The following is a 23,282-nucleotide window of genomic DNA, read 5'->3' as shown; positions in this document are numbered from 1 at the left end:
GCGTGGAATTGTTGGTGGAGTGTGAAGGTCTTTTAATCTTCGAGCTGAACTCTCACAGCAAGCAATCGGTCAGCTAAATAAGTCCTCAATCCAGGCGCCTCTCGCATGCACATTTCCCTCGCCGGTCAGGTGGCACTCATCACCGGCGCCAGTTCCGGCATCGGCCACGGCGCCGCCAAAGCACTGGCCGCCGCTGGCGCTGCCGTGGTCATCAACTACAACCGTCAGGCTGAACCGGCGCAGGAACTCGCGCGGCAGATCATCGCCGCTGGCGGTCAGGCGCTGGCGATTGGCGCCGATGTATCCAAGGAAGACCAGGTCGAACGGCTGTTCCAGCAAACCCTCGACGCCTTCGGCACACTGGACATCCTGATCGCCAATTCCGGTATGCAAAAGGACGCCGCCGCGGTCGATATGAGCCTCGACGACTGGAACCAGGTGATCGGCGTCAACCTCACCGGTCAGTTCCTCTGCGCCCGCGCCGCGCTGCGCATCTTCAACCGTCAGGGCGTGCGCGCAGGCGTGTCGCGTGCGGCCGGCAAGATCATCCACATGAGCTCGGTGCACCAACGCATTCCGTGGGCCGGGCATGTTAATTACGCGGCATCCAAGGGTGGCGTTGACCAGTTGATGCAGACCCTGGCGCAGGAAGTCAGCCATCAGCGCATCCGCATCAACGGCATTGCGCCGGGGGCGATCCGCACGGCTATCAACAAGGAAGCGACCGAGGGCGATGCTGCCGAGGCACTGCTGAAATTGATTCCCTATGGCCGCATCGGCGATGTCGAAGACGTGGCCAACGCCGTGGTGTTTCTCGCCAGCGATGCCTCCGATTACATCGTCGGCACCACGCTGTTCATCGACGGCGGCATGAGCCTCTATCCGGAGTTCCGTGGCAATGGCTGAGCATCAATCCGAACGACAAAGCCCGATTGATGCCCACGGCATCATCGGCGACATGCGCAGCGCAGCGCTGGTCAACGACAAGGGTAGCGTGGACTTTTTCTGCTGGCCGGAATTCGACAGCCCGTCGATCTTCTGCTCGCTGCTGGACAGCCCCGACGCAGGGATTTTTCAACTCGCCCCGGACTTGCCCGACGCACGCCGCGAACAGATTTACCTGCCCGACACCAACGTTTTGCTAACCCGTTGGTTGAGTGAGCAGGCGGTGGTGGAAATCACCGATCTACTGCCGATCGGCGACAGCGAAGACGCCCTGCCGCTGCTGATGCGCCGAGTGCGCGTGGTCAGTGGCGAGGCGACTTTCCATATGCGCTGCGCGGTGCGGCATGACTATGCCCGCGCAAATACTCAGGCGCAGATGGACGAACGCGATGTGACGTTCAGCGCTACTGACCAGCCGACCCTGCGCCTGGCCTCGGACCAGCCAATACGCGTTGACGCACAAGCGGCGGTCGCGCAATTCACCCTCACGCAAGATCAGACTGCCGCGTTCATGCTCGGCGCCAGTGACGATCCGCGCTTCGCCGAAGGTGCGGCCGAATTGTGTATCGAGCGCACGCTGAAGTTCTGGCGGGACTGGATTGGTCAATCGATCTATCGCGGACGCTGGCGCGAAATGGTCAACCGCTCGGCATTGGCCCTGAAGCTGCTGACCTCGCGCAAACACGGCGCGATCCTCGCCGCCGCGACCTTCGGCCTGCCGGAAACGCTCGGCGGCGAACGCAACTGGGATTACCGCTACACGTGGATTCGCGATGCTTCATTCACCGTGTACGCATTCCTGCGTTTGGGTTTTGTCGGCGAAGCCAATGACTACATGCGCTGGCTGCGGGGGCGGGTCAGCGATTGCTGCGGCAAGCCTATGAAGCTGAATATCCTCTACGCCATCGACGGCCGTCAGGAATTACCGGAAACCGAACTCACGCATTTCTCCGGGCATGGCGGTGCGAAACCGGTGCGTATCGGTAATGGCGCGTACGACCAGATCCAGCTGGATATCTTCGGCGAACTGATGGACGCGGTGTATCTGGTCAACAAGTACGGCGATGCGATTTCCCACGAGGGCTGGAAACATGTCGGCGAAGTGGTCGACCAAGTCTGTGAGACCTGGAACACCAAAGATGTAGGCATTTGGGAAATGCGCGGTGAGCAACATCACTTTCTGCATTCGCGGCTGATGTGCTGGGTGGCGCTGGACCGGGCGATTCGCCTCGCCTCGAAACGCTCGCTGCCGGCACCATTTGAACGTTGGGACGCGACACGTCAGGCGATCTACAGCGACATTTGGGACAACTTCTGGGACGAACAACGCGGACATTTTGTCCAGTACAAGGGCGGCACCGCCCTCGATGGTTCGATGCTGTTGATGCCGCTGGTGCGTTTCGTCAGCGCCAAGGATCCGCGCTGGCTGGCGACGCTGGCGGCCATCGAAAAAACGCTGGTGCGTGACGGCATGGTTTACCGCTATCGCAACGAAGAAGCCGGCATCGACGGTTTGGCCGGCACTGAAGGCGCGTTTGCTGCGTGTTCATTCTGGTACGTCGAGTGCCTGGCCCGCGCCGGACAGGTGGAGAAAGCGCACCTTGAGTTCGAACAACTGCTGCGCTACGCCAACCCGCTGGGGCTGTATGCCGAGGAATTCGACAGTCGCGGGCGACATCTGGGCAACACGCCGCAAGCCCTGACACATCTGGCGCTGATCAGCGCGGCAAGCTTCCTCGATCGCAAGCTGAGTGGGGAAAAGAACGTCTGGCAGCCGTAAAACTCGTCAGAGGCTGTCGGAGATTTCCCATGCACTTCTGAAAATGTAGGACTAAAACTTACAAAGAAAGCGGTGCCCCAACCCCCTTGTGGCGAGGGAGCTTGCTCCCGCTGGGGCGCGAAGCGCCCCCCCAAACCAGCGCCTCCATTTCTCCAGAAGCACCGCATTGTCTGGCTTTGCGACTGCTGCGCAGCCGAGCGGGAGCAAGCTCCCTCGCCACAGATTGCGCCCGGCGACGGACTACTTCTACTCAACAACCGGTTAACTATCCTCTGCGCAACTCGCACTCACACCCGGAAATACCTTGTTGCCAGCTGTTACATCCCCCCCTACCATCCACCGCAACGGGCACAGCGGAGCTGTCCAATAAAACCCGATTCAAGGAACCAGAATGACCCAGCGCATCCACCGTGAAATCGCCGCGCCCCTGCGCACCGGCCTCAGCCGCACCCAGCTATGGGAAGCCGCCGACAAAGGCCTGATCAAATGCTGGGAAATCGGCCGCCAACGCGCCACCCGCTTCCCCGACCTCGCCCAACGCTGCCTCGCCAATGAACTGCCAGTCCTCGGCTGGAAAGGCGGAGCCAGCCGCAGCCTGAAGAAAAACGAAAAATATGGCTCGCTGAAATATCTGGCGCAGTGGCAGGGATTGCGTGGGGAAGATCTCGATATTGATCTGAGCGTGGAGCGCGCGCTGACGTGCTCGCGGACCAAGATGGTGGTGACGTTTACGCCGGATCGCAGCAAGTATTTGAATCAAGTGGCGGAAGTTGAGACTTAAGCAAAATAAAATTCAAGAATAGCGATTCACTTCAGGATTAATTAAATGAGTGCACTTCAGTACGAACAAACGGTTGCGATTTTCATTGACATCCTAGGTTCAAAAGACACCATCGGCTTTGAAGAAAAGCATAAAATTCACACGCTTTTTCACAACTCAATCCTGGACAACCAAGATCGTCAAAATCTAAAAGATCATGTTGCTTACACGAGAAAACTGTACAGCTTCTCGGATTGCACATTCATATTTTACAAATACAAACCCGACATCACAGACGATCGAAAAGACGTCAACAAACTTTTGCAAGTGGCATTATTCAATAGTTCCGACATCGCTCTAGAGCTCCTCAACGCTGGCTATATTGTCAGAGGTGGAATTACTTTCGGCGATGTTTTTTTTGATGACATGAGTTTTTTTGGCCCCGCGGTCGACCGGGCTTACGAACTCGAATCAAAAAAAGCTGTGACCCCTCGAATTTTAATAGATCCAGCGATCGGTGCAGCACTGCTGGAACATGAGACCAAAATTTACTCTGAGGTTTTTGGAGAAACCAACCCTTATTACAACTTTTTACCTAAGAGGAGCCACATTCCCTCTATCTCAATTAAAGACGGCGATGACTTCATTCTTAACCCACTCTATATTCTCGAGATGGAAGGGGAAATTCCATGGGGGAAAAGGAGTATCTCCCATCAAGATCTGAAAACCCGCTTATTGGAAAAAATGAACAGACAAATTCCTAACTACCCTTGGGACCACAAAGTCAGACCAAAGCTTGAATGGATGAAGCAATACCTTGAAAACTCGAAGGTCAGCCTTATCAACTCAGAACCAGATTCTAATTTTTTCATTGACTAAACCCAACTTCGGCAGAAGGGTTGATAAAAACACTCAAAACACTGCTGGACCTGATGCAGAACTAACCGAAAACCGCTCCCGATACGCCTGCGGCGTCACGCCAATCGCCCTGAGAAAACTGCGGCGCAAGGTTTCTTCGCTGCCGAAACCACAATTCACCGCGACTCGCTTGACCGGCAACCCGGTATCGCTGAGCAACCGCCGTGCAGTTTCGACGCGGATCAGTTCGATGGCACGCGCCGGGGTTTGGCCGGTGTCGGCGCGGTAGTGGCGTACGAAACTGCGTTCGCTCATGCCGGCCTGTTCGGCGAGGGTCGGGATGCCGAGGTCGCGGGTGAGGTTTTCGGCGATCCAGGCGTGCAGTGCGTCGAAGCGATTGCCTTGTTTTTGCAGCGACAGCATCACGCTGAATTGCGATTGCCCGCCCGGGCGTTTGAGGAACACCACCAGTTGGCGGGCGACGTCGAGGGCCATGTCGCGGCCGAGGTCGTCTTCGACCATGGCCAACGCGAGGTCGATGCCGGCGGTGACGCCTGCCGAAGTCCAGACCGGGCCGTCGTTGATGAAGATCGGGTTGGGTTCGACGTGCAATTGCGGATGCTGCTTGGCCAGTTGTTCGCAACGCGTCCAGTGGGTGACGACGCGCCGACCATCGAGCCAGCCGCTGGCCGCGAGTAGAAATGCCCCGGTGCAGACCGACGAGACGCGCCGACATTTTCCCGCGTGATCGCGCACCCAATTCACTAACTGCGCATCTTCGGCGGCGGCATACACGCCCCAACCACCGGAGATGATCAGGGTGTCGCTGGACTCCAGCGGCAACGGTTCGGCCAACAGCGCCAGCCCCGCCGAAGACATCACCGCCCCGCCGCCGCTGGCGATCACCGTCGGCGCATAAGGCGCAGGCGAACCCTGCTGGCGGGCGATGTCATTGGCGGTGGCGAACACCTGCAACGGCCCGGTGACGTCGAGCAGCTGAACGTTGGCAAACGCGAGTACGTGGATGGCTTTAGGCATTTGGCGTAATTCGTGGGGTGATTGGCGTATACGCCAGACGCTACGCGCCTAGAGTGAAGCCGTCCACCCCACTCTTGAGAAAAACACCATGACGTTGCAGATCGGCTTTCTGTTGTTTCCGCAGGTGCAACAACTCGACCTGACCGGCCCATATGACGTGCTGGCCTCGTTGCCGGACGTGCAGGTGCATCTGATCTGGAAAGACCTGGTGCCGGTCACTGCCAGCACCGGTCTGGTGTTGAAACCGACCACCACGTTCGAGGATTGTCCGGATCTGGATGTGATCTGCATCCCCGGCGGTGGCGGTGTCGGGCCGTTGATGGAGGATGAGCAGACATTGGCGTTTATCCGGAGGCAAGCGGCGCAGGCGCGTTATGTGACGTCGGTGTGCACCGGTTCGCTGGTGCTTGGCGCGGCGGGTTTGCTGCAAGGCAAACGTGCGACTACGCACTGGGCTTATCACGATCTGCTGCCGACCTTGGGCGCCATCGCGGTGAAGGATCGGGTGGTGCGAGACGGCAATCTGTTTACCGGTGGCGGGATTACCGCAGGGATTGATTTTGCGCTGGTGCTGGCGCAGGAACTGGTCGGTGCCGACACGGCGCAACTGGTGCAACTGCAACTGGAATATGCGCCGGCGCCGCCGTTTGCGGCCGGTAGCCCGGAGACTGCGCCGAGTGCGGTTGTCGATGAGGCGCGCAAGCGTGCGGCGCCTTCGTTGAAGTTGCGTACGGAAATTACCGCGCGGGCTGCGGCAAGATTGAATTTGCACTGAACCCATAGCCAAACACGAAACCCTGTGGGAGCTGCGGTGCGACGATTCGACTTGCCAGCGATAGCGGTGGATCAGTCGATAAAGATGTTGGCTGTGCAGCCGCCATCGCTGGCAAGTCGAATCGTCGCACCGCAGCTCCCACAGGTAATTGTGCTGGCCATAGGTTTGTATGTTGTCCCGGTTTTCCGGTTCACCTTTGCTTGTCCCCTCGTCCTCAGCCGTGTAGAAAGCCTGTCCACCAAAAATGTGTACAAGGATTCTTCATGACCACCCTGCCATGGCTCTCACTCGCGCTGCTCAGCCTCGGCTACGCACTGGCATTGAGTTTCGGCCAACTTGGCTGGCTCGCGCTGATCTCCATAGCGCTTCTGTTGTTCGCCGGGTACGCCGTGCGTCAACAAACCGTACCGTTCGCGCGATATCTCGGCCATGGCCTGTTCATCGTGCTGGCGGTGGCGTTGGCCATGCATTGGTTACCCGGTTTCTACAATGGCCGAGTGATCGAACCACAGCGTCTCACCGATAACGCTGTGCGCTTTTCGATGCACCTCAATCAGGACAAACCGCTGCTGGGCTTTTGGCTGTTGCTGGTCTGCCCGTGGATCGTCGCGCGGCGGTCTTTGCGCATGACGGTGTATGCAACGGCAATGGGCCTGGCCTTGAGCGCCATCCTTGCCTTGGGCGGTGCACTGTTACTGGGCGTAATCGCTTGGGCGCCGAAGTGGCCGGATCAGGCGTGGCTGTGGCTGCTGAACAATCTGCTGCTGGTGACACTGGTCGAGGAAGCGCTGTTTCGCGGCTATATACAAGGCGGCCTCAGCCGACGTTTCAAGCACCTGCCTTATGGCGAAAATCTTGCGCTGCTGCTGGCGTCCCTGTTATTCGGTCTGGCGCATATCGGCGCAGGCTGGACCTGGGTGTTGCTGGCGACGCTGGCGGGTGTCGGCTATGGTCTGGCCTACCGTTTCGGCGGACTCGGTGCGGCGATACTCACCCACTTCGGCCTGAACCTGCTGCATTTCGGACTGTTCACCTATCCGATGCTGGCCGGCTGAAGCAAGCCGCGTTTTGCGACGCGGTACTTATTACTGAAAGAAAAATTCAATAATTTCCCGAGGCCGCCGACAACCTTTCAAAGCCTTGCGGATTGAAAAACCATGCGTAACAACCAGCCTATTACACAACGCGAACGGACTTTCCCGGCTCAGCAACGGTTGATCTCCACGACCGACGCCAAGGGCGTGATCACCTACTGCAACGACGCTTTCGTCGAGATCAGCGGGTTTTCGCGTGAGGAACTGATCCGTGCGCCGCACAACCTGGTTCGTCACCCAGACGTCCCGGCTGCGGTGTTTTCGCACATGTGGGGCACATTGAAACAAGGCTTGCCATGGATGGGCATTGTCAAGAATCGCTGCAAGACCGGTGACCATTACTGGGTTAACGCCTATGTAACACCGGTGTTCGAAGGCAATCAGGTGGTCGGTTACGAGTCGGTGCGGGTTAAACCCACTGCCGAACAGATCCGCCGTGCCGAAGCGCTCTACCAACGCATCAACCAGGGCAAGTCGGCGATTCCTTCGAGCGACAAATGGCTGCCGGTGGTTCAGGACTGGCTGCCGTTCATTCTGGTCAGCCAACTGAGCTTCATGATCGGCGCCACGCTCAACTCGCAGTGGGGCTTTGCCCTCGCCGCCGGCCTGTCGGTGCCGCTCGGCCTGTTGGGCCTGCAATGGCAGCAGCGTGGCCTCAAGCGCCTGTTGCGTCTGGCTGAACAGACCACGTCCGACCCGCTGATCGCGCAGATGTACACCGACAGCCGTGGCTCTCAGGCACGTCTGGAGATGGCGATCCTCAGCCAGGAAGCACGCCTGAAAACCTGCCTGACCCGTCTGCAGGACACCGCCGAACACCTGACCGATCAGGCCAAGCAGTCCGACCGACTGGCGCACAGCAGCTCGACCGGTCTGGAACGTCAACGCGTGGAAACCGAACAGGTCGCCACCGCCGTCAACCAGATGGCCGCGACCACGCAGGAAGTCGCCAGCCACGTGCAGCGCACCGCCGACGCCACTCAGGAAGCCAATCGCCTGACCGGTCGCGGTCGTGACATCGCCGGCGAAACCCGCGAAGCCATTCAGCGCCTGTCGGTCGTGGTTGGAGAAACCGGCCTGACCGTGACCCAACTGGCCAAGGACAGCGACGAAATCGGCGGCGTGGTCGACGTGATCAAAGGCATCGCCGACCAGACCAACCTGCTGGCCCTCAACGCCGCCATCGAAGCGGCTCGCGCCGGTGAAATGGGCCGTGGTTTTGCGGTGGTAGCTGACGAAGTTCGCCAACTGGCACAACGCACCAGCGAATCGACCGGGCAGATCCACGCCCTGATCGCCAAGCTGCAGCAGACCGCTTCAAGCGCCGTACAGACCATGGAAGCCGGGCACCGCCAGGCCGAAGAAGGCGTGGCACGGGTTCTGGAAGCGGACCAGGCACTGGTAGGCATCAGCGAAGCGGTGGCCAACATCACCGACATGACCACCCAGATCGCCGCCGCGACTGAAGAGCAAAGTGCTGTAGCTGAAGAGATCAGCCGCAACATCAGCAACATCTCGCAACTGGCGGACCAGACCTCGGAACAGGCGCAAAACTCGGCGCTGCTGAGTGAGGAGCTGACGAAGACGGCTAATACGCAGTATTCGTTGGTGGAGCGGTTTAACCGCTGATTGGTTTGGCGGGAATGAAAAAACCCGGATGGCGTGAGCTGTCCGGGTTTTTTGTTGGGGATTTCTGCGTGACTACAAATCGGTGCGCCATGCCCTACAACCACGCCAGAATCCGCCGACTGGTGCACTTTGCGGATGGGCTCTATCGTTTGCCGGTAGAAACTCAATCCCTTAAGCTGGTCAGCATGAATACATCTCCTTTGGAGGCTCCGATGGCCACCACCAGAAAGATCGACAAACCGGTTAAAAAGGTCGTTCGCGATGAACTGACCTTTCTTGATGTCCGGCAAGCCGCGCGTGATGGGCAGAAAGCGTTCGATAAATATGTGATCACTGGCAGGCTACCAATTACAAAGTAGCCATAGATGCCCGCCGTCAAAATCTCTGCGCTTTTTGAACAAATCAATAAATGGAAAAACTTCGCCGCACATTTTTATAACTACAAAGTGTGCGGTGAACTTCCTGCTATTTTCGGGCGAGACGAACGACTCGACCTAGGCGATATGCACCACATCCACTTGGCCAGCACTCAGACGATTCAGGCACGGTGGGCAAAAATAGATCGCCAGTATTACCGCACCGCTCTGGTTGACGATCCTGACAACGACTTTTGGCTTATCTACGCCTATGACGCTTTTAGGGATGAATACCTTTTGCTGACGATCACTGGCCCGGATGCCCATAACCGGAGTGAGTGGGGTTCATATCTGCGTACGGTGCATTGCGAGATTGTTGAGCCATGGATCGTGGGTAAAATCCTCTATCCGGATTTCGATGACCTTTGATCCACATTAAAAAAAACCGGAAGCCAAAAGCTTCCGGTTTTTTTGTATCGTTTATTCCCTAGGCACAACGTTATCCAGCACTTGGTTCACAGCCAACTCCCCCAACATCACTACCTGCGCGATCCCCAACAGCGTGTTGCGGTTAGGCCCCTCCAGCAACCCGGCAAAATCACCGAGCATGACCGTGGCTGAGGCCAACGACTCGCAGGCATTGACCAGTAACGACTCAGTGTCAGCTTGCGGGTTGACCATGAACATCACGCTGGGCGTGTAGGGCGTGGCCATGATTCTGGCAGTGGGCGCTGTCGTGAGCATCAGTTGATACTCCCGGCTTGCGGGATGCGCTGGTTATCCAGCACCCGATTGGCCAGCAGCTCACTGAGCATGATGACCTGCTGCAGCACCAACATTGCTTTGCGCTGTGAAGGATCGATCGTACTGGCGATGTCGCGGGCCATGTCCGTGGCGGACGACAGCGTTTCGCATGCTTCGACGAGAAGGGTTTCATCGTCCACCGTGGGATTGACCAAGAAGATTCGGCCGGGCTTGCGCGAAGGTTTGGATGTCTTGTGGGTGGCAGGATCGAGGTAGAGGTTGATTGCTCGTTCTGTGGCCGTTTTTATGTTTTCGGCTTCGAGCTCGGGGTCGTAGGGGATTGGATCGGTGTGCGGTGGGTTTGGCGTCGCTTTGAACATAGATAGAGCTCCAATCTGAAAATAGGAGCCATCACCCTCGCTACCAAACGGCGGGTGGCGGCCATGCGCGGGTTGGTAGACCGGTCAAATCGGGAAACCCGGCGCTCACAAAGGAGCCCCACGCATGCCCACCATACAAAGCCATACCCAAAAAAGAGACGGCATCTAGGGTGTCGCTACAACGACAATTTGAGGCGGGCTACCAAACCCGATCACTGTTTTTCAGTGACAGGGAAACGATACAGCCCGCCCTATAGCCGCGTAAGCCGGCGGATTCTGGCGTACGCGTAGGCAACGGCGCAAGGTGTTGTAGCCTTTATGGAGTAACGGTTCGTGTAAGTTAAACGCACTAGGCGAGTTGTGTTTATTGCTTGCGGCAATGGAGGGGTGACGGTTGGTTGGCTTTCAATTTCTAACAGTCGAAAGTTGTGTTTGTATGTGAAATCCATCCCCCTCACCCCAGCCCTCTCCCCCAAGGGGGCGAGGGGGAAAGGGAGCCGATCTTCATGCCTTTCAAAATCTGAGTTCGACTCGGTATTTCACGTCGGCGTAACTTTCAAGATCACCTCGGTCAGTCCCCTCTCCCTCTGGGAGAGGGCTAGGGTGAGGGCTGGCCCTGAAGGAACACAGATAGCGGCTTTACCGCAGTCACCAAATCCGCACAGGTTGATTGTGTTCATTTGCTGGGGAAACTGGTCGGCTATCAGGCCGCCATCGCTGGCAAGCCAGCTCCCACAGGTATTACATGCAGTCTGCAAGAGATTGGTCGGCTCGTAGGCTGGCTCCCACAGAAAACGAAAGCAGCTCGCATCCACTTCTCACCACTCAACACGATGAGCGTTAGCTCGAGTACCGCTTTTGATCTTGATCCACGGGCGACGTCGGAAGGCTGAGTGGAGGGGTTCATTCGGGGTGGGAGCGCAGCGACCGTTTGGCGCAGCCAAACACATCGAGAGGAGGTGCAGCGCAGCAAACCGGAGGCGATGCCCCCGGATGAACCCCGGAGCGAAGGAACCCCGAGCCCCAGCGAGCGGGCCGAACGTTGGGGCAAGCCTTTTTTTGCTTACTTTTTTGAGGCGTTTGTCAAAAAAGTGAGTCGCCGTCAGGGCGAAACCCTAAGCAGCCATAACCGCAGCAACGGATATGCACACAGATCGAAAAATGTGTCGCGTTCAAGATCTACCCCCTCACCCCAGCCCTCTCCCCCAAGGGGGCGAGGGGAAAGGGAGCAGATCTCCGTGCGGTTCAAAATCTTGGTGACCCCTTGAGGAACTCAGCAACTTTCTGCGCGGCGCTAGCCAAATGCTGCTCATGCGTAAAACCAGAAACCTTGAGCGGCTTCAAATCATGATCCCCGGCCACCAGACAAAACACTTCAATTTCCGGCGATAACGAATAACCTTCAACCGCCTCACGATTCCCCAGCGCATCCCGCTCCCCCTGAACAATCAACGTCCGAGTCCGCAAAGAAGCCAGATTCTCAACCCGAGGCTTCTCCGGCTTCCCAACCGCATAAAACGGATACCCCAGACAAACCAGCGCATCAGCCCCTAAATCATCAGCCAAAAGACTGGCCATCCGCCCCCCCATCGACTTCCCGCCAACCGCCAAAACCCCAGCGACATGAAGTCGCACCAAGCCAAACACCTCACGCCAGCACTCAAGCAATTTCGCAGCAGGATTGGGCGGTCGCTTGACCCCATCAACCCGCCGCTGCGCCATATAAGGAAACTCAAACCGCAACACGTTGATACCAAGCCCGGCAAGGCGCCCAGCCATATCCGTCATCCACTCACTGTCCATCGGCGCACCCGCCCCATGCGCGAGGATCAAAGTCGCCGAAGCCTCACCACTGGCGGCATCCCAAAGCCACCCATGATCACGTACACACTGCGCCCATTGATCCCCGTCAATACTGGCCTTGTGCTGTTTGTCCATGCTTGCCTCGCTTTTAGTCTGCCTATAACTCCAGACGAAGGATTCGCGGCGTTTTTGCGCGCGCTCACTTCGGCTGAACCGTGGATGGGGAACCATGAACACTTCTATCAGTACCGCCTACAACTACAAGGTGGTCCGCCAATTCGCCATTATGACGGTGGTGTGGGGCATCGTCGGCATGGGGCTCGGGGTTTTTCTCGCGGCTCAATTGGTCTGGCCCGAGCTTAATTTCGATCTGCCGTGGACCAGTTTCGGCCGCCTGCGCCCATTGCACACCAACGCGGTGATCTTCGCGTTTGGCGGCTGCGCGTTGTTCGCCAGTTCGTTCTACTCGGTACAACGCACCTGCCAGACCCAACTGTTTGCGCCGAAAATCGCCGCGTTCACGTTCTGGGGCTGGCAGTTGGTGATTCTGTTGGCAGCGATCAGCCTGCCACTGGGTTACACCAGTTCCAAGGAATACGCCGAGCTGGAATGGCCGATCGACATCCTGATCACCATTGTCTGGGTTGCCTACGCGGTCGTGTTCTTCGGCACGATCATGCAGCGCAAGACCAAGCACATTTATGTCGGCAACTGGTTCTTCGGTGCGTTCATCATCACCGTGGCGATTCTGCATATCGTCAATAACCTGGAAATCCCGGTCAGCTTCACCAAGTCCTACTCGCTGTACTCCGGCGCCACCGATGCGATGGTGCAGTGGTGGTACGGGCACAACGCCGTAGGCTTTTTCCTCACCGCCGGTTTCCTCGGGATGATGTACTACTTCGTACCGAAACAGGCCGAGCGTCCGGTGTATTCCTATCGTTTGTCGATCGTGCACTTCTGGGCACTGATCACCCTGTACATCTGGGCCGGCCCGCACCACTTGCACTACACCGCGCTGCCGGACTGGGCGCAGTCGCTGGGCATGGTGATGTCGCTGGTGCTGCTGGCACCGAGCTGGGGCGGGATGATCAACGGCATGATGACGCTCTCGGGCGCCTGGCATAAGTTGCGCAGCGACCCGATCCTGCGCTTCCTCGTGGTGTCGCTGGCGTTCTATGGCATGTCGACCTTCGAAGGTCCGATGATGGCCATCAAGACCGTCAACGCCCTCTCCCACTACACCGACTGGACCATCGGCCACGTGCACGCCGGCGCACTCGGCTGGGTGGCGATGATTTCCATCGGCGCGCTGTACCACATGATCCCGAAAATCTTCGGCCGTGAGCAGATGCACAGCATCGGCCTGATCAACGCGCACTTCTGGCTCGCGACCATCGGCACCGTGCTCTACATCGCGTCGATGTGGGTCAACGGCATCGCCCAGGGCCTGATGTGGCGCGCAGTCAATGAGGACGGCACGCTGACCTACTCCTTCGTCGAAACCCTGGTGGCCAGCCACCCAGGCTTCGTCGTGCGCTTGGTAGGCGGTGCGATCTTCCTCAGCGGCATGTTCCTGATGGCTTACAACACCTGGCGCACCGTGCGGGCCTCGCAGCCTGCTGACGTCGCCGCTGCCGCGCAGATGGCCTGAGGAGTCCGCCATGAAACACGAAACGATTGAAAAGAACGTCGGCCTGTTGATGCTGCTGATGGTGTTTGCCGTGAGCATCGGTGGCCTGACGCAGATTGTCCCGCTGTTCTTCCAGGACGTAACCAATAAACCGGTGGAAGGCATGAAGCCCTACACCGCGCTGCAACTGGAAGGTCGCGACATCTACATCCGCGAAGGCTGCGTACAGTGCCACTCGCAGATGATCCGGCCGTTTCGCGCCGAAACCGAGCGTTACGGGCACTACTCGGTGGCGGGCGAAAGCGTCTGGGATCACCCGTTCCTCTGGGGTTCCAAGCGCACCGGGCCGGATCTGGCAAGGGTCGGCGCACGCTACTCGGATGACTGGCACCGCGCGCACTTGTACAACCCGCGCAACGTCGTACCGGAATCGAAGATGCCGGCCTACCCATGGCTGGTCACGCAGCCGGTCGACAACAGCCACACCGAAACCAAGCTCAAAGTCATGCGCACCCTCGGCGTGCCGTACACCGATGACGACATCAGCGGCGCGGTCGCCAGCCTCAAGGGCAAGACCGAAATGGACGCCCTTGTCTCCTATCTGCAAGTGCTCGGCACTGCGATCAAGAGCAAGAGGTGATCACGATGGTCTTTGAAATGAGCGCAGGACTGATTCGTGGTTTAGGCACGGTCGTGGTGTTCGTGGCCTTCGTCGGCCTGACTTTGTGGGTGTTCAACGGCAAGCGCAATCCGGAATTCGCCGAAGCGCGCCTGCTGCCCTTCGCCGACGAACCACAACTCGCCCCAAATCCAGCATCTGAAGAAACAAGGAGTACCCGGTCATGACCACCTTCTGGAGTACGTGGATCTGCGTACTGACCATCGGCAGCCTGATCGGCCTGACCTGGCTGCTGGTCGGCACCCGTCGGGGCGAGACCAAGGGCAGCGTCGACCAGACCATGGGCCACAGCTTCGACGGCATCGAGGAGTATGACAACCCGCTGCCGCAGTGGTGGTTCATGCTGTTCGCCGGCACGCTGGTGTTTTCCGTCGGTTATCTGATTCTGTATCCGGGCCTGGGCAACTGGAAAGGCATCCTGCCCGGCTACGAGGACGGCTGGACCGGCGTTCACGAGTGGGAAAAGGAAATGAACAAGGCTGACGCCAAGTTCGGGCCGATCTTCGCCAAGTTCGCCGCGATGCCGCTGGAAGAAGTGGCCAAGGATCCGCAGGCGCTGAAGATGGGTGGCCGGTTGTTCGCGTCCAACTGTTCGGTGTGCCACGGTTCCGACGCCAAAGGCGCGTTCGGCTTCCCTAACCTTGCCGACAGCGACTGGCGCTGGGGCGGCGACGCCGACACCATCAAGACCACCATCATGGGTGGGCGGATGGCGGCGATGCCGGCCTGGGGTGAAGCACTCGGCGAAGCCGGTGTGAAGAACGTTGCCGCGTTTGTACGTCACGAACTGGCCGGTCTGCCGCTGGCAGCGGACAACAAGGCGGATCTGCAAGCCGGTCAGCAAGCGTTCAGCACCATGTGTGTCGCCTGTCACGGCGCTAACGGTCAGGGCACTGCAGCGATGGGCGCGCCGAACCTGACGCATCCGGCGGGATTCATTTATGGCACCAGCCTGACGCAACTCGAGCAGACCATTCGGCACGGTCGTCAGGGCCACATGCCAGCGCAGAACGAGTTGCTGGGCAACGATAAAGTACAATTGCTCGCCGCTTATGTGTACAGCCTGTCACATGGATTGAATACAGATAATCTGCAAGTTGAAACCAATAAAGACTGAAGCGTAGCATCCGACTGCCGCATTCTTTTGGATGCGGCAGTTCCCTGCCTCTTTGCGACCCATTGTCGCACCCCCTCTAAACCCCGCCTTTCGAATCCCCGGATTCGGGTCTAAGCTTGCTCGAGGCGAACTGGCGCGTGCTGGTTCCGGGTCAAGCTTGCGCGATGTGTTCGACCAATCATATGAGCAACTGGCCGCAAAGGCAGGTAGATACCGGCTGTCGTGCCAACTGCCATCGGTCGCCCGATCCGGGCTTTTCAACACACGTAGTTACAAGTGACCTGAACCCTTCGCTTTTTTCGTTCGCTGCGACATTTTGTCCGAGGCCAATTTTGACCTTACGCGGCGTATGGAAAGGCCGCAGAATCAGCGCTGGAAAGCATTGACCCAGGTCATGGCGCGTTGCAATGCCCCCCTGCTCTCTGCATACTTGCGACCGATTTTAATCCTAATAAAATACCCAAACCGTGGAACCTTAGAATGAGCACAGCAATCAGTCCGACTGCTTATAACTATAAGGTAGTCCGCCAGTTCGCCATCATGACGGTGGTCTGGGGGATCCTTGGCATGGGGCTCGGTGTCTTCATCGCCTCGCAACTGGTCTGGCCGGAGTTGAACTTCGGTTTGCCATGGACGAGCTTTGGACGCCTGCGCCCGTTGCACACAAACCTGGTGATTTTTGCCTTCGGTGGCTGTGCACTGTTTGCCACTTCCTACTATGTCGTGCAGCGAACCTGCCAGACGCGACTGATTTCCGACAGCCTCGCGGCCTTCACCTTCTGGGGCTGGCAAGCGGTTATCGTCGGCGCGATCATTACCTTGCCGCTGGGTTACACCACCACCAAGGAATACGCGGAACTGGAATGGCCGATCGCCATTTTGCTGGCCATTGTCTGGGTCACCTACGGTCTGGTGTTCTTCGGCACCATCACCAAACGCAAAACCAAGCACATCTATGTGGGTAACTGGTTCTACGGCGCGTTCATCGTCGTGACCGCGATGCTGCACATCGTCAACCACGCGTCCCTGCCGGTGAATCTGTTCAAGTCGTACTCGGCCTACTCCGGCGCGACCGACGCGATGATCCAGTGGTGGTACGGCCACAACGCCGTGGGGTTCTTCCTGACCACCGGCTTCCTCGGGATGATGTACTACTTCGTGCCGAAACAGGCCGAACGTCCGATCTACTCCTATCGCCTGTCGATCGTGCACTTCTGGGCACTGATCACCCTGTACATCTGGGCCGGCCCGCATCACCTGCACTACACCGCACTGCCGGATTGGGCACAATCGCTGGGCATGGCCATGTCGATCATCCTGCTGGCGCCGAGCTGGGGCGGCATGATCAACGGCATGATGACCCTGTCGGGCGCGTGGCATAAATTGCGCACCGACCCGATCCTGCGCTTCCTCGTGGTGTCGCTGGCGTTCTACGGCATGTCGACCTTCGAAGGGCCGATGATGGCGATCAAGACCGTCAACTCGCTCTCGCACTACACCGACTGGACCATCGGCCACGTACACGCCGGCGCTTTGGGTTGGGTTGCGATGATCTCGATCGGCGCGATCTACCACATGATCCCGAAACTGTTCGGCCGGGCGCAGATGCACAGCGTCGGTCTGATCAACGCGCACTTCTGGCTCGCGACCATCGGTACCGTGCTGTACATCGCCTCGATGTGGGTCAACGGCATTACCCAAGGCCTGATGTGGCGTGCAATCAACGATGACGGCACCCTCACCTACTCGTTCGTCGAAGCGCTGCAAGCCAGCCATCCGGGCTTCATCGTCCGTGCTTTGGGCGGGGCGTTCTTCGCCAGCGGCATGCTGCTGATGGCTTACAACGTGTACCGCACCGTACGCGCCTCGGATCCGGTGGAAGCCGAAGCCGCCGCCAAGATTGCTGTAGTTGGAGCTCACTGATGAAGCATGAAGCAGTCGAGAAGAACATTGGCCTGCTGGCCTTCTTCATGGTCATCGCCGTCAGCATCGGTGGCTTGACGCAAATCGTTCCGCTGTTTTTCCAGGACGTCACCAACAAGCCGGTCGAAGGCATGAAGCCGCGCACCGCCCTTGAACTGGAAGGCCGCGATGTTTACATCGCCAACGGCTGTGTCGGCTGCCACTCGCAGATGATCCGTCCGTTCCGTGCCGAAACCGAACGCTACGGCCACTACTCGGTTGCCGGTGAAAGCGTGTGGGATCACCCGTTCCTGTGGGGTTCCAAGCGTACCGGCCCGGATCTGGCCCGTGTTGGCGGTCGTTACTCCGATGACTGGCAGCGTGCGCACTTGTACAACCCGCGCAACGTAGTGCCTGAGTCGAAAATGCCGGCGTACCCGTTCCTCGTGGAAAACAAGCTCGACGGCAAGGAAACCGCCAAGAAAATGGAGGTCTTGCGTACGCTCGGCGTTCCGTACACCGATGAAGACATCGCCGGTGCACAGGATGCCGTGAAGGGCAAAACCGAAATGGACGCGCTGGTGGCCTATCTGCAAGGCCTGGGCACCATCATCAAAAGCAAACGGTGATCTAAATGGATATCGGGATGATTCGTGGCCTGGGCACCGTTGTTGTGATGGTGGCCTTCATCGGTCTGGCGTTGTGGGTGTTCAGCCCCAAGCGCAAGTCGGAGTTTGAAGACGCTACCTTGTTGCCTTTCGCGGATGATCCCGAAGCCATCAAGCACGTCGAGCAAGCTTCTAGGAGTAACAAAGAATGACTACGTTCTGGAGTCTGTACGTCACAGTCCTCAGTCTGGGTACGATTTTCGCCCTGACCTGGCTGCTGCTGTCGACCCGCAAGGGCCAGCGCAGCGAGCAGACGGACGAGACGGTTGGCCACTCGTTCGACGGGATCGAGGAGTACGACAACCCACTGCCGAAATGGTGGTTCATGCTGTTCGTCGGCACCATCGTTTTCGCCCTGGGTTATCTGGTGCTGTACCCGGGCCTGGGCAACTGGAAAGGTCTGCTGCCGGGTTACAACTATCTCGATACCGAGAAACAGACCGCGTTCGCCAACGGCCAGACCGGCTGGACCGGTGTGCACGAGTGGGAAAAGGAAATGGCTCGTTCGGACGCCAAGTTCGGTCCGATCTTCGCCAAGTTCGCGGCGATGCCGATTGAAGAAGTGGCCAAGGATCCGCAAGCTTTGAAGATGGGGGGCCGTCTGTTCGCCTCCAACTGCTCGGTGTGCCACGGTTCCGACGCCAAGGGCGCCTACGGTTTCCCGAACCTGACCGACGCCGACTGGCGCTGGGGCGGCGAAGCGGAAACCATCAAGACCACCATCATGGGCGGTCGTCACGCGGTGATGCCGGCCTGGGCCGAAGTGATTGGCGAGCAAGGCGTAGCCGACGTGGCTGCGTACGTGGTCACCAACCTCGATGGGCGCAAGCTGCCGGAAGGCACCAAAGCCGATGTCGCCAACGGCCAGAAACTGTTCGCCGGCAACTGCGTGGCCTGCCACGGTCCAGCCGGTAAAGGTACGCCGGCAATGGGCGCGCCTGACCTGACGCATCCGGGCGCGTTTATCTACGGTTCGAGCTTCGCGCAACTGCAGCAGACCATCCGTTACGGCCGTCAGGGCCAGATGCCTGCGCAGGAACAGCTGCAAGGCAACGACAAGGTGCACCTGCTGGCGGCTTACGTTTACAGCCTGTCCCACGGTGAAAAAGCGCCGGAAGCCGAGGCGCAGTAACGCCAACGCTTGCTGCAAAAAAACGGCCCCGCCAATGTGAATTGGCGGGGCCGTTTTGTTTTCCCACTCTACTGATTCATAGAATATTGCCTCCACCGAGACTGTCCAGGCCGGAAGGTTTGCGCTTCTTGCCAGAGTCGTCCGGCGGGTTGTTCTTCTGTGTGGACGGCCCCTTCGTCTCCTCTGCAGCTTCGGCAGACTCAAGCGCTGCCAGAGCCGCTTGCAGCTGCGCGACGGCCACGGAAGCTCCCGGAACCGCGATATTGAGAATGACGTTCAGTGCATCAATTTCTTTCTGAGTAACGCCGAGTGCCTTGAGAGTGCTTTCGTTCATACATTTTCATCCTTGAAAAAAGTCCGGTGTTCCGGATAAACCAATGAAAGCGGTGCCCTGGAGGTTACTCAAGGGCGACTGGCCCAGATGGACTTCACCGGGACCGTGTGCACGAAATGCGGTTTTTGCCATTCATTGTTCTCGATGAGGTTGACGTGCAGCTGCTTGCGGTCATCTGAGAAGCTGGCCGTCAGGTAAGTCTGCTGGGACGTTGCGCCGCTGAGAAACATCGGCACCTTACCCATCCAGCGCTTGGCCCCACCTCTCGTATGGTAATGACCTGCAAAGATGGCGGTGACTTCATACTTCTCGATCATGTTCAGAAAGCGCTGTTGCTGTTGCCTGTCTCCCTGCCAGTCATCCCATTTGTGCATGTTCAGGATGATGGCGTAGCCCTGAGTCCTCGCCACCCACAAATCGTTTTCCAGCCAGTCCAGTGCGCTGGTGATATTGAAGGTTGTCGGATTCAGTGCATGAGCAATCTTCGTGGCATAGGTAGGCTCGTTGTTGAGTTGCACCAGATGAACTTCTCCGACACTCTTCGAGTAAGCCAGACTGCCTGAATAAAGGATATCCAGAAAACCGCCGGTGACTTTCAGGTCGAAATTATTCACCTTCTCCTTATGATGGTTGTTGAACTCGACAATACTGCCCGCCGCACAACTATTACTGAAACAGTCATCCACGTTATTTTCGTAATCGTGATTACCCAGGCCATACAGGTAATCACCCTTGAAGTATTTTTCCAGGGCCGACTTCATATACGAGCGCTGCCAACCGTGGCCAAAAGCAGTAATGTCACCGTTGATCATCAACGGGATTGCCGCCTGCCCCCCGTGGGCATTTCGAAACTCGGCGATACTGCGCAACTGGCTGTCCACCAGCCATTTGGCACGCTTTTCGAAATCCGCATCGGATTCCGGCGCGTCGCTGTCAGTCTTGTCAGTCCAGGGGTATTGCGTATCGGACGCGAACACCATATGCCGTGGCATGGCCTCAACGGCATGAGCCAAAGTAACAAAAACGAATAAACAGACACCCAGCAGAAACTTTACCACTCCATTGAAATACATAACCTTGAAACTCCATTTAATCTGAATAAGAACTGGCGCACGAATATCGCCAGACGCAAACATATTCGATCAAACGGCATCTTTCAAAGCAGACTACAGGAGCAATTAAATAAACTTGTTTCAAACATACAAACAACAGAAACCAAAGTTCCTTGTTTCAACCAGACTTCTCGAAGTTTGACCACTGGCAACCAGACAGCCAGGAACCGGGTTTCGGCCATGCAGATGACCAGACAGCGCAATGGCGACGAATCGCCTAGACTCAGTTATTGGCCGAGCCAAAAAAAGGGCGATCTCTCACAAGTCAATTGATTCAAGTCATTACACCATCAATTGATTTTGCCCAACGCGACCAAAGGTCGCACCCGTTCGTCGGTATGACAGGCGTATCATTGCGCCACCGCAACAGCCCTTTCTGACCCCGGTTGGCACGTATCGACCGAGGCATTTTTCCACTGCCGTGGGATGCAATGATGAGCAATCAGATTCCGGTACACGACGTCACACCACCGAGCAAAAACGCGAACAACAGCGTCGATCTTTACGCCTCTCGAGAAAAAATCTACACCCGCGCTTTCACCGGTCTGTTCCGCAACCTGCGGATGTTGGGCGGTGCCGGACTGTTCCTGCTGTATTTCGGCACGGTGTGGCTGAACTGGGGCGGGCATCAGGCGGTGTGGTGGAACCTGCCGGAGCGCAAGTTCTTTATCTTCGGTGCAACCTTCTGGCCGCAGGATTTCATCCTGCTGTCGGGGATTTTGATCGTCGCCGCGTTCGGTCTGTTCTTCATCACCGTGTATGCCGGGCGGGTCTGGTGCGGTTACACCTGTCCGCAAAGCGTCTGGACATGGATTTTCATGTGGTGCGAGAAGGTCACCGAAGGCGACCGCAACCAGCGCATCAAGCTCGACAAAGCGCCCATGAGCGGCAACAAACTCCTGCGCAAGCTGGCCAAACACTCGTTGTGGTTGCTGATCGGCTTTGTCACCGGCATGACCTTCGTCGGCTATTTCTCGCCAATCCGTGAACTGGTGTTCGAGTTCTTCACCGGCCAGGCCGATGGCTGGTCGTATTTCTGGGTCGGTTTTTTCACCCTCGCGACTTACGGCAACGCCGGTTGGTTGCGCGAGCAGGTGTGCATCTACATGTGTCCGTATGCGCGCTTCCAGAGCGTGATGTTCGACAAGGACACGCTGATCGTTTCCTACGATCCACGTCGCGGCGAAACCCGTGGCCCGCGCAAGAAAGGCGTCGATTACAAGGCGCAGGGTTTGGGCGACTGCATCGACTGCACGATGTGCGTGCAAGTCTGCCCGACCGGCATCGACATCCGCGACGGCCTGCAAATCGAGTGCATCGGTTGCGCCGCCTGCATCGACGCCTGCGACAGCATCATGGACAAAATGGACTACCCGCGTGGGTTGATCAGCTATACCACCGAGCACAATCTGTCCGGGCAGAAAACCCATAAACTGCGTCCGCGCCTGATTGGTTATGCCGTGGTGCTGCTGGCGATGATCAGCCTGTTGGCGGCGGCTTTCTTCATGCGCTCGCTGGTGGGTTTCGACGTCAGCAAGGACCGCGTGCTGTACCGCGAAAACGCCGAAGGCCGGATCGAAAACGTCTACAGCCTGAAGATCATGAACAAGGACCAGCGCGACCATACCTACCTGCTCGAAGCCAGCGGTCTGCCGGATCTGCGTCTGCAAGGCAAACGCGAGATCAAGGTCGCCGCCGGGGATATTTTCAGCATGCCGGTCGAGCTGTCGAGCGCGCCTGAGCAACTGCCGTCGAGCACCAACGAGGTGAAATTCATCCTCAAGGATGCCGATGACGCCAGCGTCCACGTTGAAGCCAAGAGCCGATTCATCGGCCCACAAATTCGTTGAGAGAACTGAACATGCCCGCAGCAAACGCCGCAAGTCCTTGGTACAAGCACCTTTGGCCATGGATCATCATTGCGATTCTCGCCTGCTCGGTGACCCTGACCCTGTCCATGGTGACCATCGCGGTGAACAACCCGGACAATCTGGTCAACGACAACTACTACGAGGCGGGCAAGGGCATCAACCGTTCGCTGGATCGCGAGTTGCTGGCGCAGACGCTGAAGATGCGTGCGAGCGTGCATCTGGATGGCGTCACTGGCGAAGTCGATTTGCGCTTGAGCGGTGACAGCCAGCCGAAGACGCTGGAGCTGAATCTGATCTCGCCGACGCAACCGGAGAAGGATCGCAAGATTGTTCTGGCGCGCAGTGAATCCGAAGCGGGCCGCTATATTGGCCAGTTGGGTGACAAGGTTGAAGGTCGGCGGTTTGTCGAATTGCTCGGTACGCAGGATGAGCATATTTGGCGGATGTTCGAAGAAGAACAGGTCAGCCATGACAAGGATCTGCTGCTCGGAGACGAACCCCTCCAGGGCGCGGAAGATTTGAAGAAGTGAGTCAACGTCAAAAGCCCCTCACCCTAGCCCTCTCCCAGAGGGAGAGGGGACTGATCTCGGGAGCTTGTACTGGCCATGTATGCCAGTAACGCTAGCGCTGACTGAACCTGTTAATCCGGCCACCACCATTCGGCTCCCTCTC

Annotated in this window: 24 protein-coding genes and 1 pseudogene; 19 read left to right on the top strand and 6 right to left on the bottom strand. The window is 57.9% G+C overall.

Going from position 1 to position 23,282, the window contains the following annotated elements:
• The first annotated feature begins 105 nt into the window (after window positions 1–105).
• The 4 genes from ACP7BN_RS15805 to ACP7BN_RS15790 all read left to right on the top strand — a co-directional run bounded on the left by ACP7BN_RS15805 (window position 106) and on the right by ACP7BN_RS15790 (window position 4,364).
• Window positions 106–906: a glucose 1-dehydrogenase gene (locus ACP7BN_RS15805; RefSeq protein ID WP_426205161.1), complete on the top strand. Its 801-nt coding sequence runs from the start codon at window positions 106–108 to the stop codon at window positions 904–906.
• A complete protein-coding gene (locus ACP7BN_RS15800) occupies window positions 899–2,725 on the top strand; it encodes a glycoside hydrolase family 15 protein (protein ID WP_426205160.1) in 1,827 nt (608 codons plus the stop codon). The genes ACP7BN_RS15805 and ACP7BN_RS15800 overlap by 8 nt, the downstream gene beginning before the upstream one ends.
• A 391-nt stretch (window positions 2,726–3,116) precedes the next feature.
• The gene (locus ACP7BN_RS15795) at window positions 3,117–3,506 is read left to right on the top strand and encodes a hypothetical protein (protein WP_426205159.1); all 390 of its coding nucleotides are present in this window, start codon (window positions 3,117–3,119) and stop codon (window positions 3,504–3,506) included.
• 45 nt (window positions 3,507–3,551) lie between these two features.
• On the top strand, window positions 3,552–4,364 hold the full coding sequence (locus ACP7BN_RS15790; protein ID WP_426205158.1) for a hypothetical protein: 813 nt from the start codon (window positions 3,552–3,554) through the stop codon (window positions 4,362–4,364).
• Between the two features lie 33 nt (window positions 4,365–4,397).
• Here ACP7BN_RS15790 and ACP7BN_RS15785 read toward each other — a convergent pair whose 3' ends face one another.
• Entirely contained in the window at window positions 4,398–5,381 is a 984-nt protein-coding gene (locus ACP7BN_RS15785; RefSeq protein ID WP_426205157.1) for a GlxA family transcriptional regulator, read from the bottom strand.
• A gap of 88 nt (window positions 5,382–5,469) precedes the next feature.
• On the opposite strand from ACP7BN_RS15785, the gene inhA reads away from it, so the two are divergent.
• The 5 genes from inhA (at window position 5,470) to ACP7BN_RS15760 (ending at window position 9,664) form a co-directional block, all read left to right on the top strand.
• Complete coding sequence (gene inhA / locus ACP7BN_RS15780; RefSeq protein ID WP_426205156.1) at window positions 5,470–6,156, top strand: isonitrile hydratase; 687 nt, start codon at window positions 5,470–5,472, stop codon at window positions 6,154–6,156.
• 263 nt (window positions 6,157–6,419) lie between these two features.
• A complete protein-coding gene (locus ACP7BN_RS15775) occupies window positions 6,420–7,211 on the top strand; it encodes a CPBP family glutamic-type intramembrane protease (protein ID WP_426205155.1) in 792 nt (263 codons plus the stop codon).
• Between the two features lie 102 nt (window positions 7,212–7,313).
• A complete protein-coding gene (locus ACP7BN_RS15770; RefSeq protein ID WP_420648765.1) occupies window positions 7,314–8,879 on the top strand; it encodes a methyl-accepting chemotaxis protein in 1,566 nt (521 codons plus the stop codon).
• A gap of 14 nt (window positions 8,880–8,893) precedes the next feature.
• Window positions 8,894–9,238 (top strand): hypothetical protein, encoded by a 345-nt coding sequence (locus ACP7BN_RS15765; RefSeq protein ID WP_426205154.1) that lies wholly within the window; start codon window positions 8,894–8,896, stop codon window positions 9,236–9,238.
• A 6-nt stretch (window positions 9,239–9,244) separates the two neighbouring features.
• Window positions 9,245–9,664: a type II toxin-antitoxin system YafO family toxin gene (locus ACP7BN_RS15760; RefSeq protein ID WP_426205153.1), complete on the top strand. Its 420-nt coding sequence runs from the start codon at window positions 9,245–9,247 to the stop codon at window positions 9,662–9,664.
• Window positions 9,665–9,715: 51 nt separating this feature from the next.
• Here the strand turns inward: ACP7BN_RS15760 and ACP7BN_RS15755 are convergent.
• The 3 genes and pseudogenes from ACP7BN_RS15755 to ACP7BN_RS15745 all read right to left on the bottom strand — a co-directional run.
• Window positions 9,716–9,958 (bottom strand): annotated as a pseudogene (locus tag ACP7BN_RS15755) (DUF6124 family protein); the annotation flags it as partial.
• A gap of 20 nt (window positions 9,959–9,978) precedes the next feature.
• Complete coding sequence (locus ACP7BN_RS15750; protein WP_426205152.1) at window positions 9,979–10,359, bottom strand: DUF6124 family protein; 381 nt, start codon at window positions 10,357–10,359, stop codon at window positions 9,979–9,981.
• A 1,245-nt stretch (window positions 10,360–11,604) separates the two neighbouring features.
• Window positions 11,605–12,297 (bottom strand): alpha/beta family hydrolase, encoded by a 693-nt coding sequence (locus tag ACP7BN_RS15745; protein WP_426205151.1) that lies wholly within the window; start codon window positions 12,295–12,297, stop codon window positions 11,605–11,607.
• A 94-nt stretch (window positions 12,298–12,391) separates the two neighbouring features.
• Here ACP7BN_RS15745 and ccoN (ACP7BN_RS15740) point away from each other — a divergent pair, with 94 nt between their 5' ends.
• From ccoN (ACP7BN_RS15740) to ccoP (ACP7BN_RS15705), 8 genes are all read left to right on the top strand, one after another.
• Window positions 12,392–13,816: a cytochrome-c oxidase, cbb3-type subunit I gene (gene ccoN / locus ACP7BN_RS15740; RefSeq protein WP_426205150.1), complete on the top strand. Its 1,425-nt coding sequence runs from the start codon at window positions 12,392–12,394 to the stop codon at window positions 13,814–13,816.
• A 10-nt stretch (window positions 13,817–13,826) separates the two neighbouring features.
• A complete protein-coding gene (gene ccoO / locus ACP7BN_RS15735) occupies window positions 13,827–14,435 on the top strand; it encodes a cytochrome-c oxidase, cbb3-type subunit II (RefSeq protein ID WP_426205149.1) in 609 nt (202 codons plus the stop codon).
• Window positions 14,436–14,440: 5 nt separating this feature from the next.
• Window positions 14,441–14,641 (top strand): cbb3-type cytochrome oxidase subunit 3, encoded by a 201-nt coding sequence (locus ACP7BN_RS15730; RefSeq protein WP_420648833.1) that lies wholly within the window; start codon window positions 14,441–14,443, stop codon window positions 14,639–14,641.
• Complete coding sequence (gene ccoP, locus ACP7BN_RS15725) at window positions 14,638–15,591, top strand: cytochrome-c oxidase, cbb3-type subunit III (protein WP_426205148.1); 954 nt, start codon at window positions 14,638–14,640, stop codon at window positions 15,589–15,591. The genes ACP7BN_RS15730 and ccoP (ACP7BN_RS15725) overlap by 4 nt, the downstream gene beginning before the upstream one ends.
• Before the next feature lie 480 nt (window positions 15,592–16,071).
• Window positions 16,072–17,514, top strand: coding sequence for a cytochrome-c oxidase, cbb3-type subunit I (gene ccoN, locus ACP7BN_RS15720; RefSeq protein ID WP_420648771.1), 1,443 nt, complete (start codon window positions 16,072–16,074; stop codon window positions 17,512–17,514).
• Window positions 17,514–18,122 carry a cytochrome-c oxidase, cbb3-type subunit II gene (ccoO, locus tag ACP7BN_RS15715; protein WP_150594629.1) on the top strand — a complete coding sequence of 203 codons (609 nt, stop codon included), beginning with the start codon at window positions 17,514–17,516 and terminating at the stop codon, window positions 18,120–18,122. The genes ccoN (ACP7BN_RS15720) and ccoO (ACP7BN_RS15715) overlap by 1 nt, the downstream gene beginning before the upstream one ends.
• A 5-nt stretch (window positions 18,123–18,127) precedes the next feature.
• Entirely contained in the window at window positions 18,128–18,313 is a 186-nt protein-coding gene (locus tag ACP7BN_RS15710) for a CcoQ/FixQ family Cbb3-type cytochrome c oxidase assembly chaperone (protein ID WP_003175465.1), read from the top strand.
• Window positions 18,310–19,293 (top strand): cytochrome-c oxidase, cbb3-type subunit III, encoded by a 984-nt coding sequence (gene ccoP, locus ACP7BN_RS15705; protein WP_420648772.1) that lies wholly within the window; start codon window positions 18,310–18,312, stop codon window positions 19,291–19,293. Before ACP7BN_RS15710 ends, ccoP (ACP7BN_RS15705) begins: the two co-directional genes overlap by 4 nt.
• Before the next feature lie 76 nt (window positions 19,294–19,369).
• Here ccoP (ACP7BN_RS15705) and ACP7BN_RS15700 read toward each other — a convergent pair whose 3' ends face one another.
• Window positions 19,370–19,627 carry a hypothetical protein gene (locus tag ACP7BN_RS15700; RefSeq protein ID WP_426205147.1) on the bottom strand — a complete coding sequence of 86 codons (258 nt, stop codon included), beginning with the start codon at window positions 19,625–19,627 and terminating at the stop codon, window positions 19,370–19,372.
• Between the two features lie 68 nt (window positions 19,628–19,695).
• Window positions 19,696–20,700, bottom strand: coding sequence for a metallophosphoesterase family protein (locus tag ACP7BN_RS15695; protein ID WP_426205146.1), 1,005 nt, complete (start codon window positions 20,698–20,700; stop codon window positions 19,696–19,698).
• 473 nt (window positions 20,701–21,173) lie between these two features.
• Between ACP7BN_RS15695 and ccoG the strand changes: the two genes are divergently transcribed.
• Both ccoG and ACP7BN_RS15685 read left to right on the top strand, forming a co-directional pair.
• A complete protein-coding gene (ccoG, locus tag ACP7BN_RS15690; RefSeq protein ID WP_426205145.1) occupies window positions 21,174–22,589 on the top strand; it encodes a cytochrome c oxidase accessory protein CcoG in 1,416 nt (471 codons plus the stop codon).
• Window positions 22,590–22,600: 11 nt separating this feature from the next.
• Entirely contained in the window at window positions 22,601–23,140 is a 540-nt protein-coding gene (locus ACP7BN_RS15685; RefSeq protein ID WP_426205144.1) for a FixH family protein, read from the top strand.
• Window positions 23,141–23,282: the final 142 nt, after the last annotated feature.

Origin of the sequence: Pseudomonas sp. TWP3-1 (assembly GCF_049896625.1) — a bacterium.
Taxonomy (GTDB): domain Bacteria; phylum Pseudomonadota; class Gammaproteobacteria; order Pseudomonadales; family Pseudomonadaceae; genus Aquipseudomonas.
Note: the sequence above shows the minus strand (reverse complement) of the source record. Positions and strands in the feature narration are given on the sequence as shown.

What these genes read in the sequence shown, in the direction of transcription:
- ACP7BN_RS15805 (WP_426205161.1), top strand. Translation starts at nt 106, where the DNA reads ATGCACATTTCCCTCGCCGGTCAGGTGGCACTCATCACCGGCGCCAGT.
- ACP7BN_RS15800 (WP_426205160.1), top strand. Translation starts at nt 899, where the DNA reads ATGGCTGAGCATCAATCCGAACGACAAAGCCCGATTGATGCCCACGGC.
- ACP7BN_RS15795 (WP_426205159.1), top strand. Translation starts at nt 3,117, where the DNA reads ATGACCCAGCGCATCCACCGTGAAATCGCCGCGCCCCTGCGCACCGGC.
- ACP7BN_RS15790 (WP_426205158.1), top strand. Translation starts at nt 3,552, where the DNA reads ATGAGTGCACTTCAGTACGAACAAACGGTTGCGATTTTCATTGACATC.
- ACP7BN_RS15785 (WP_426205157.1), bottom strand. Translation starts at nt 5,381, where the DNA reads ATGCCTAAAGCCATCCACGTACTCGCGTTTGCCAACGTTCAGCTGCTC.
- inhA (WP_426205156.1), top strand. Translation starts at nt 5,470, where the DNA reads ATGACGTTGCAGATCGGCTTTCTGTTGTTTCCGCAGGTGCAACAACTC.
- ACP7BN_RS15775 (WP_426205155.1), top strand. Translation starts at nt 6,420, where the DNA reads ATGACCACCCTGCCATGGCTCTCACTCGCGCTGCTCAGCCTCGGCTAC.
- ACP7BN_RS15770 (WP_420648765.1), top strand. Translation starts at nt 7,314, where the DNA reads ATGCGTAACAACCAGCCTATTACACAACGCGAACGGACTTTCCCGGCT.
- ACP7BN_RS15765 (WP_426205154.1), top strand. Translation starts at nt 8,894, where the DNA reads ATGAAAAAACCCGGATGGCGTGAGCTGTCCGGGTTTTTTGTTGGGGAT.
- ACP7BN_RS15760 (WP_426205153.1), top strand. Translation starts at nt 9,245, where the DNA reads ATGCCCGCCGTCAAAATCTCTGCGCTTTTTGAACAAATCAATAAATGG.
- ACP7BN_RS15750 (WP_426205152.1), bottom strand. Translation starts at nt 10,359, where the DNA reads ATGTTCAAAGCGACGCCAAACCCACCGCACACCGATCCAATCCCCTAC.
- ACP7BN_RS15745 (WP_426205151.1), bottom strand. Translation starts at nt 12,297, where the DNA reads ATGGACAAACAGCACAAGGCCAGTATTGACGGGGATCAATGGGCGCAG.
- ccoN (WP_426205150.1), top strand. Translation starts at nt 12,392, where the DNA reads ATGAACACTTCTATCAGTACCGCCTACAACTACAAGGTGGTCCGCCAA.
- ccoO (WP_426205149.1), top strand. Translation starts at nt 13,827, where the DNA reads ATGAAACACGAAACGATTGAAAAGAACGTCGGCCTGTTGATGCTGCTG.
- ACP7BN_RS15730 (WP_420648833.1), top strand. Translation starts at nt 14,441, where the DNA reads ATGGTCTTTGAAATGAGCGCAGGACTGATTCGTGGTTTAGGCACGGTC.
- ccoP (WP_426205148.1), top strand. Translation starts at nt 14,638, where the DNA reads ATGACCACCTTCTGGAGTACGTGGATCTGCGTACTGACCATCGGCAGC.
- ccoN (WP_420648771.1), top strand. Translation starts at nt 16,072, where the DNA reads ATGAGCACAGCAATCAGTCCGACTGCTTATAACTATAAGGTAGTCCGC.
- ccoO (WP_150594629.1), top strand. Translation starts at nt 17,514, where the DNA reads ATGAAGCATGAAGCAGTCGAGAAGAACATTGGCCTGCTGGCCTTCTTC.
- ACP7BN_RS15710 (WP_003175465.1), top strand. Translation starts at nt 18,128, where the DNA reads ATGGATATCGGGATGATTCGTGGCCTGGGCACCGTTGTTGTGATGGTG.
- ccoP (WP_420648772.1), top strand. Translation starts at nt 18,310, where the DNA reads ATGACTACGTTCTGGAGTCTGTACGTCACAGTCCTCAGTCTGGGTACG.
- ACP7BN_RS15700 (WP_426205147.1), bottom strand. Translation starts at nt 19,627, where the DNA reads ATGAACGAAAGCACTCTCAAGGCACTCGGCGTTACTCAGAAAGAAATT.
- ACP7BN_RS15695 (WP_426205146.1), bottom strand. Translation starts at nt 20,700, where the DNA reads ATGTATTTCAATGGAGTGGTAAAGTTTCTGCTGGGTGTCTGTTTATTC.
- ccoG (WP_426205145.1), top strand. Translation starts at nt 21,174, where the DNA reads ATGAGCAATCAGATTCCGGTACACGACGTCACACCACCGAGCAAAAAC.
- ACP7BN_RS15685 (WP_426205144.1), top strand. Translation starts at nt 22,601, where the DNA reads ATGCCCGCAGCAAACGCCGCAAGTCCTTGGTACAAGCACCTTTGGCCA.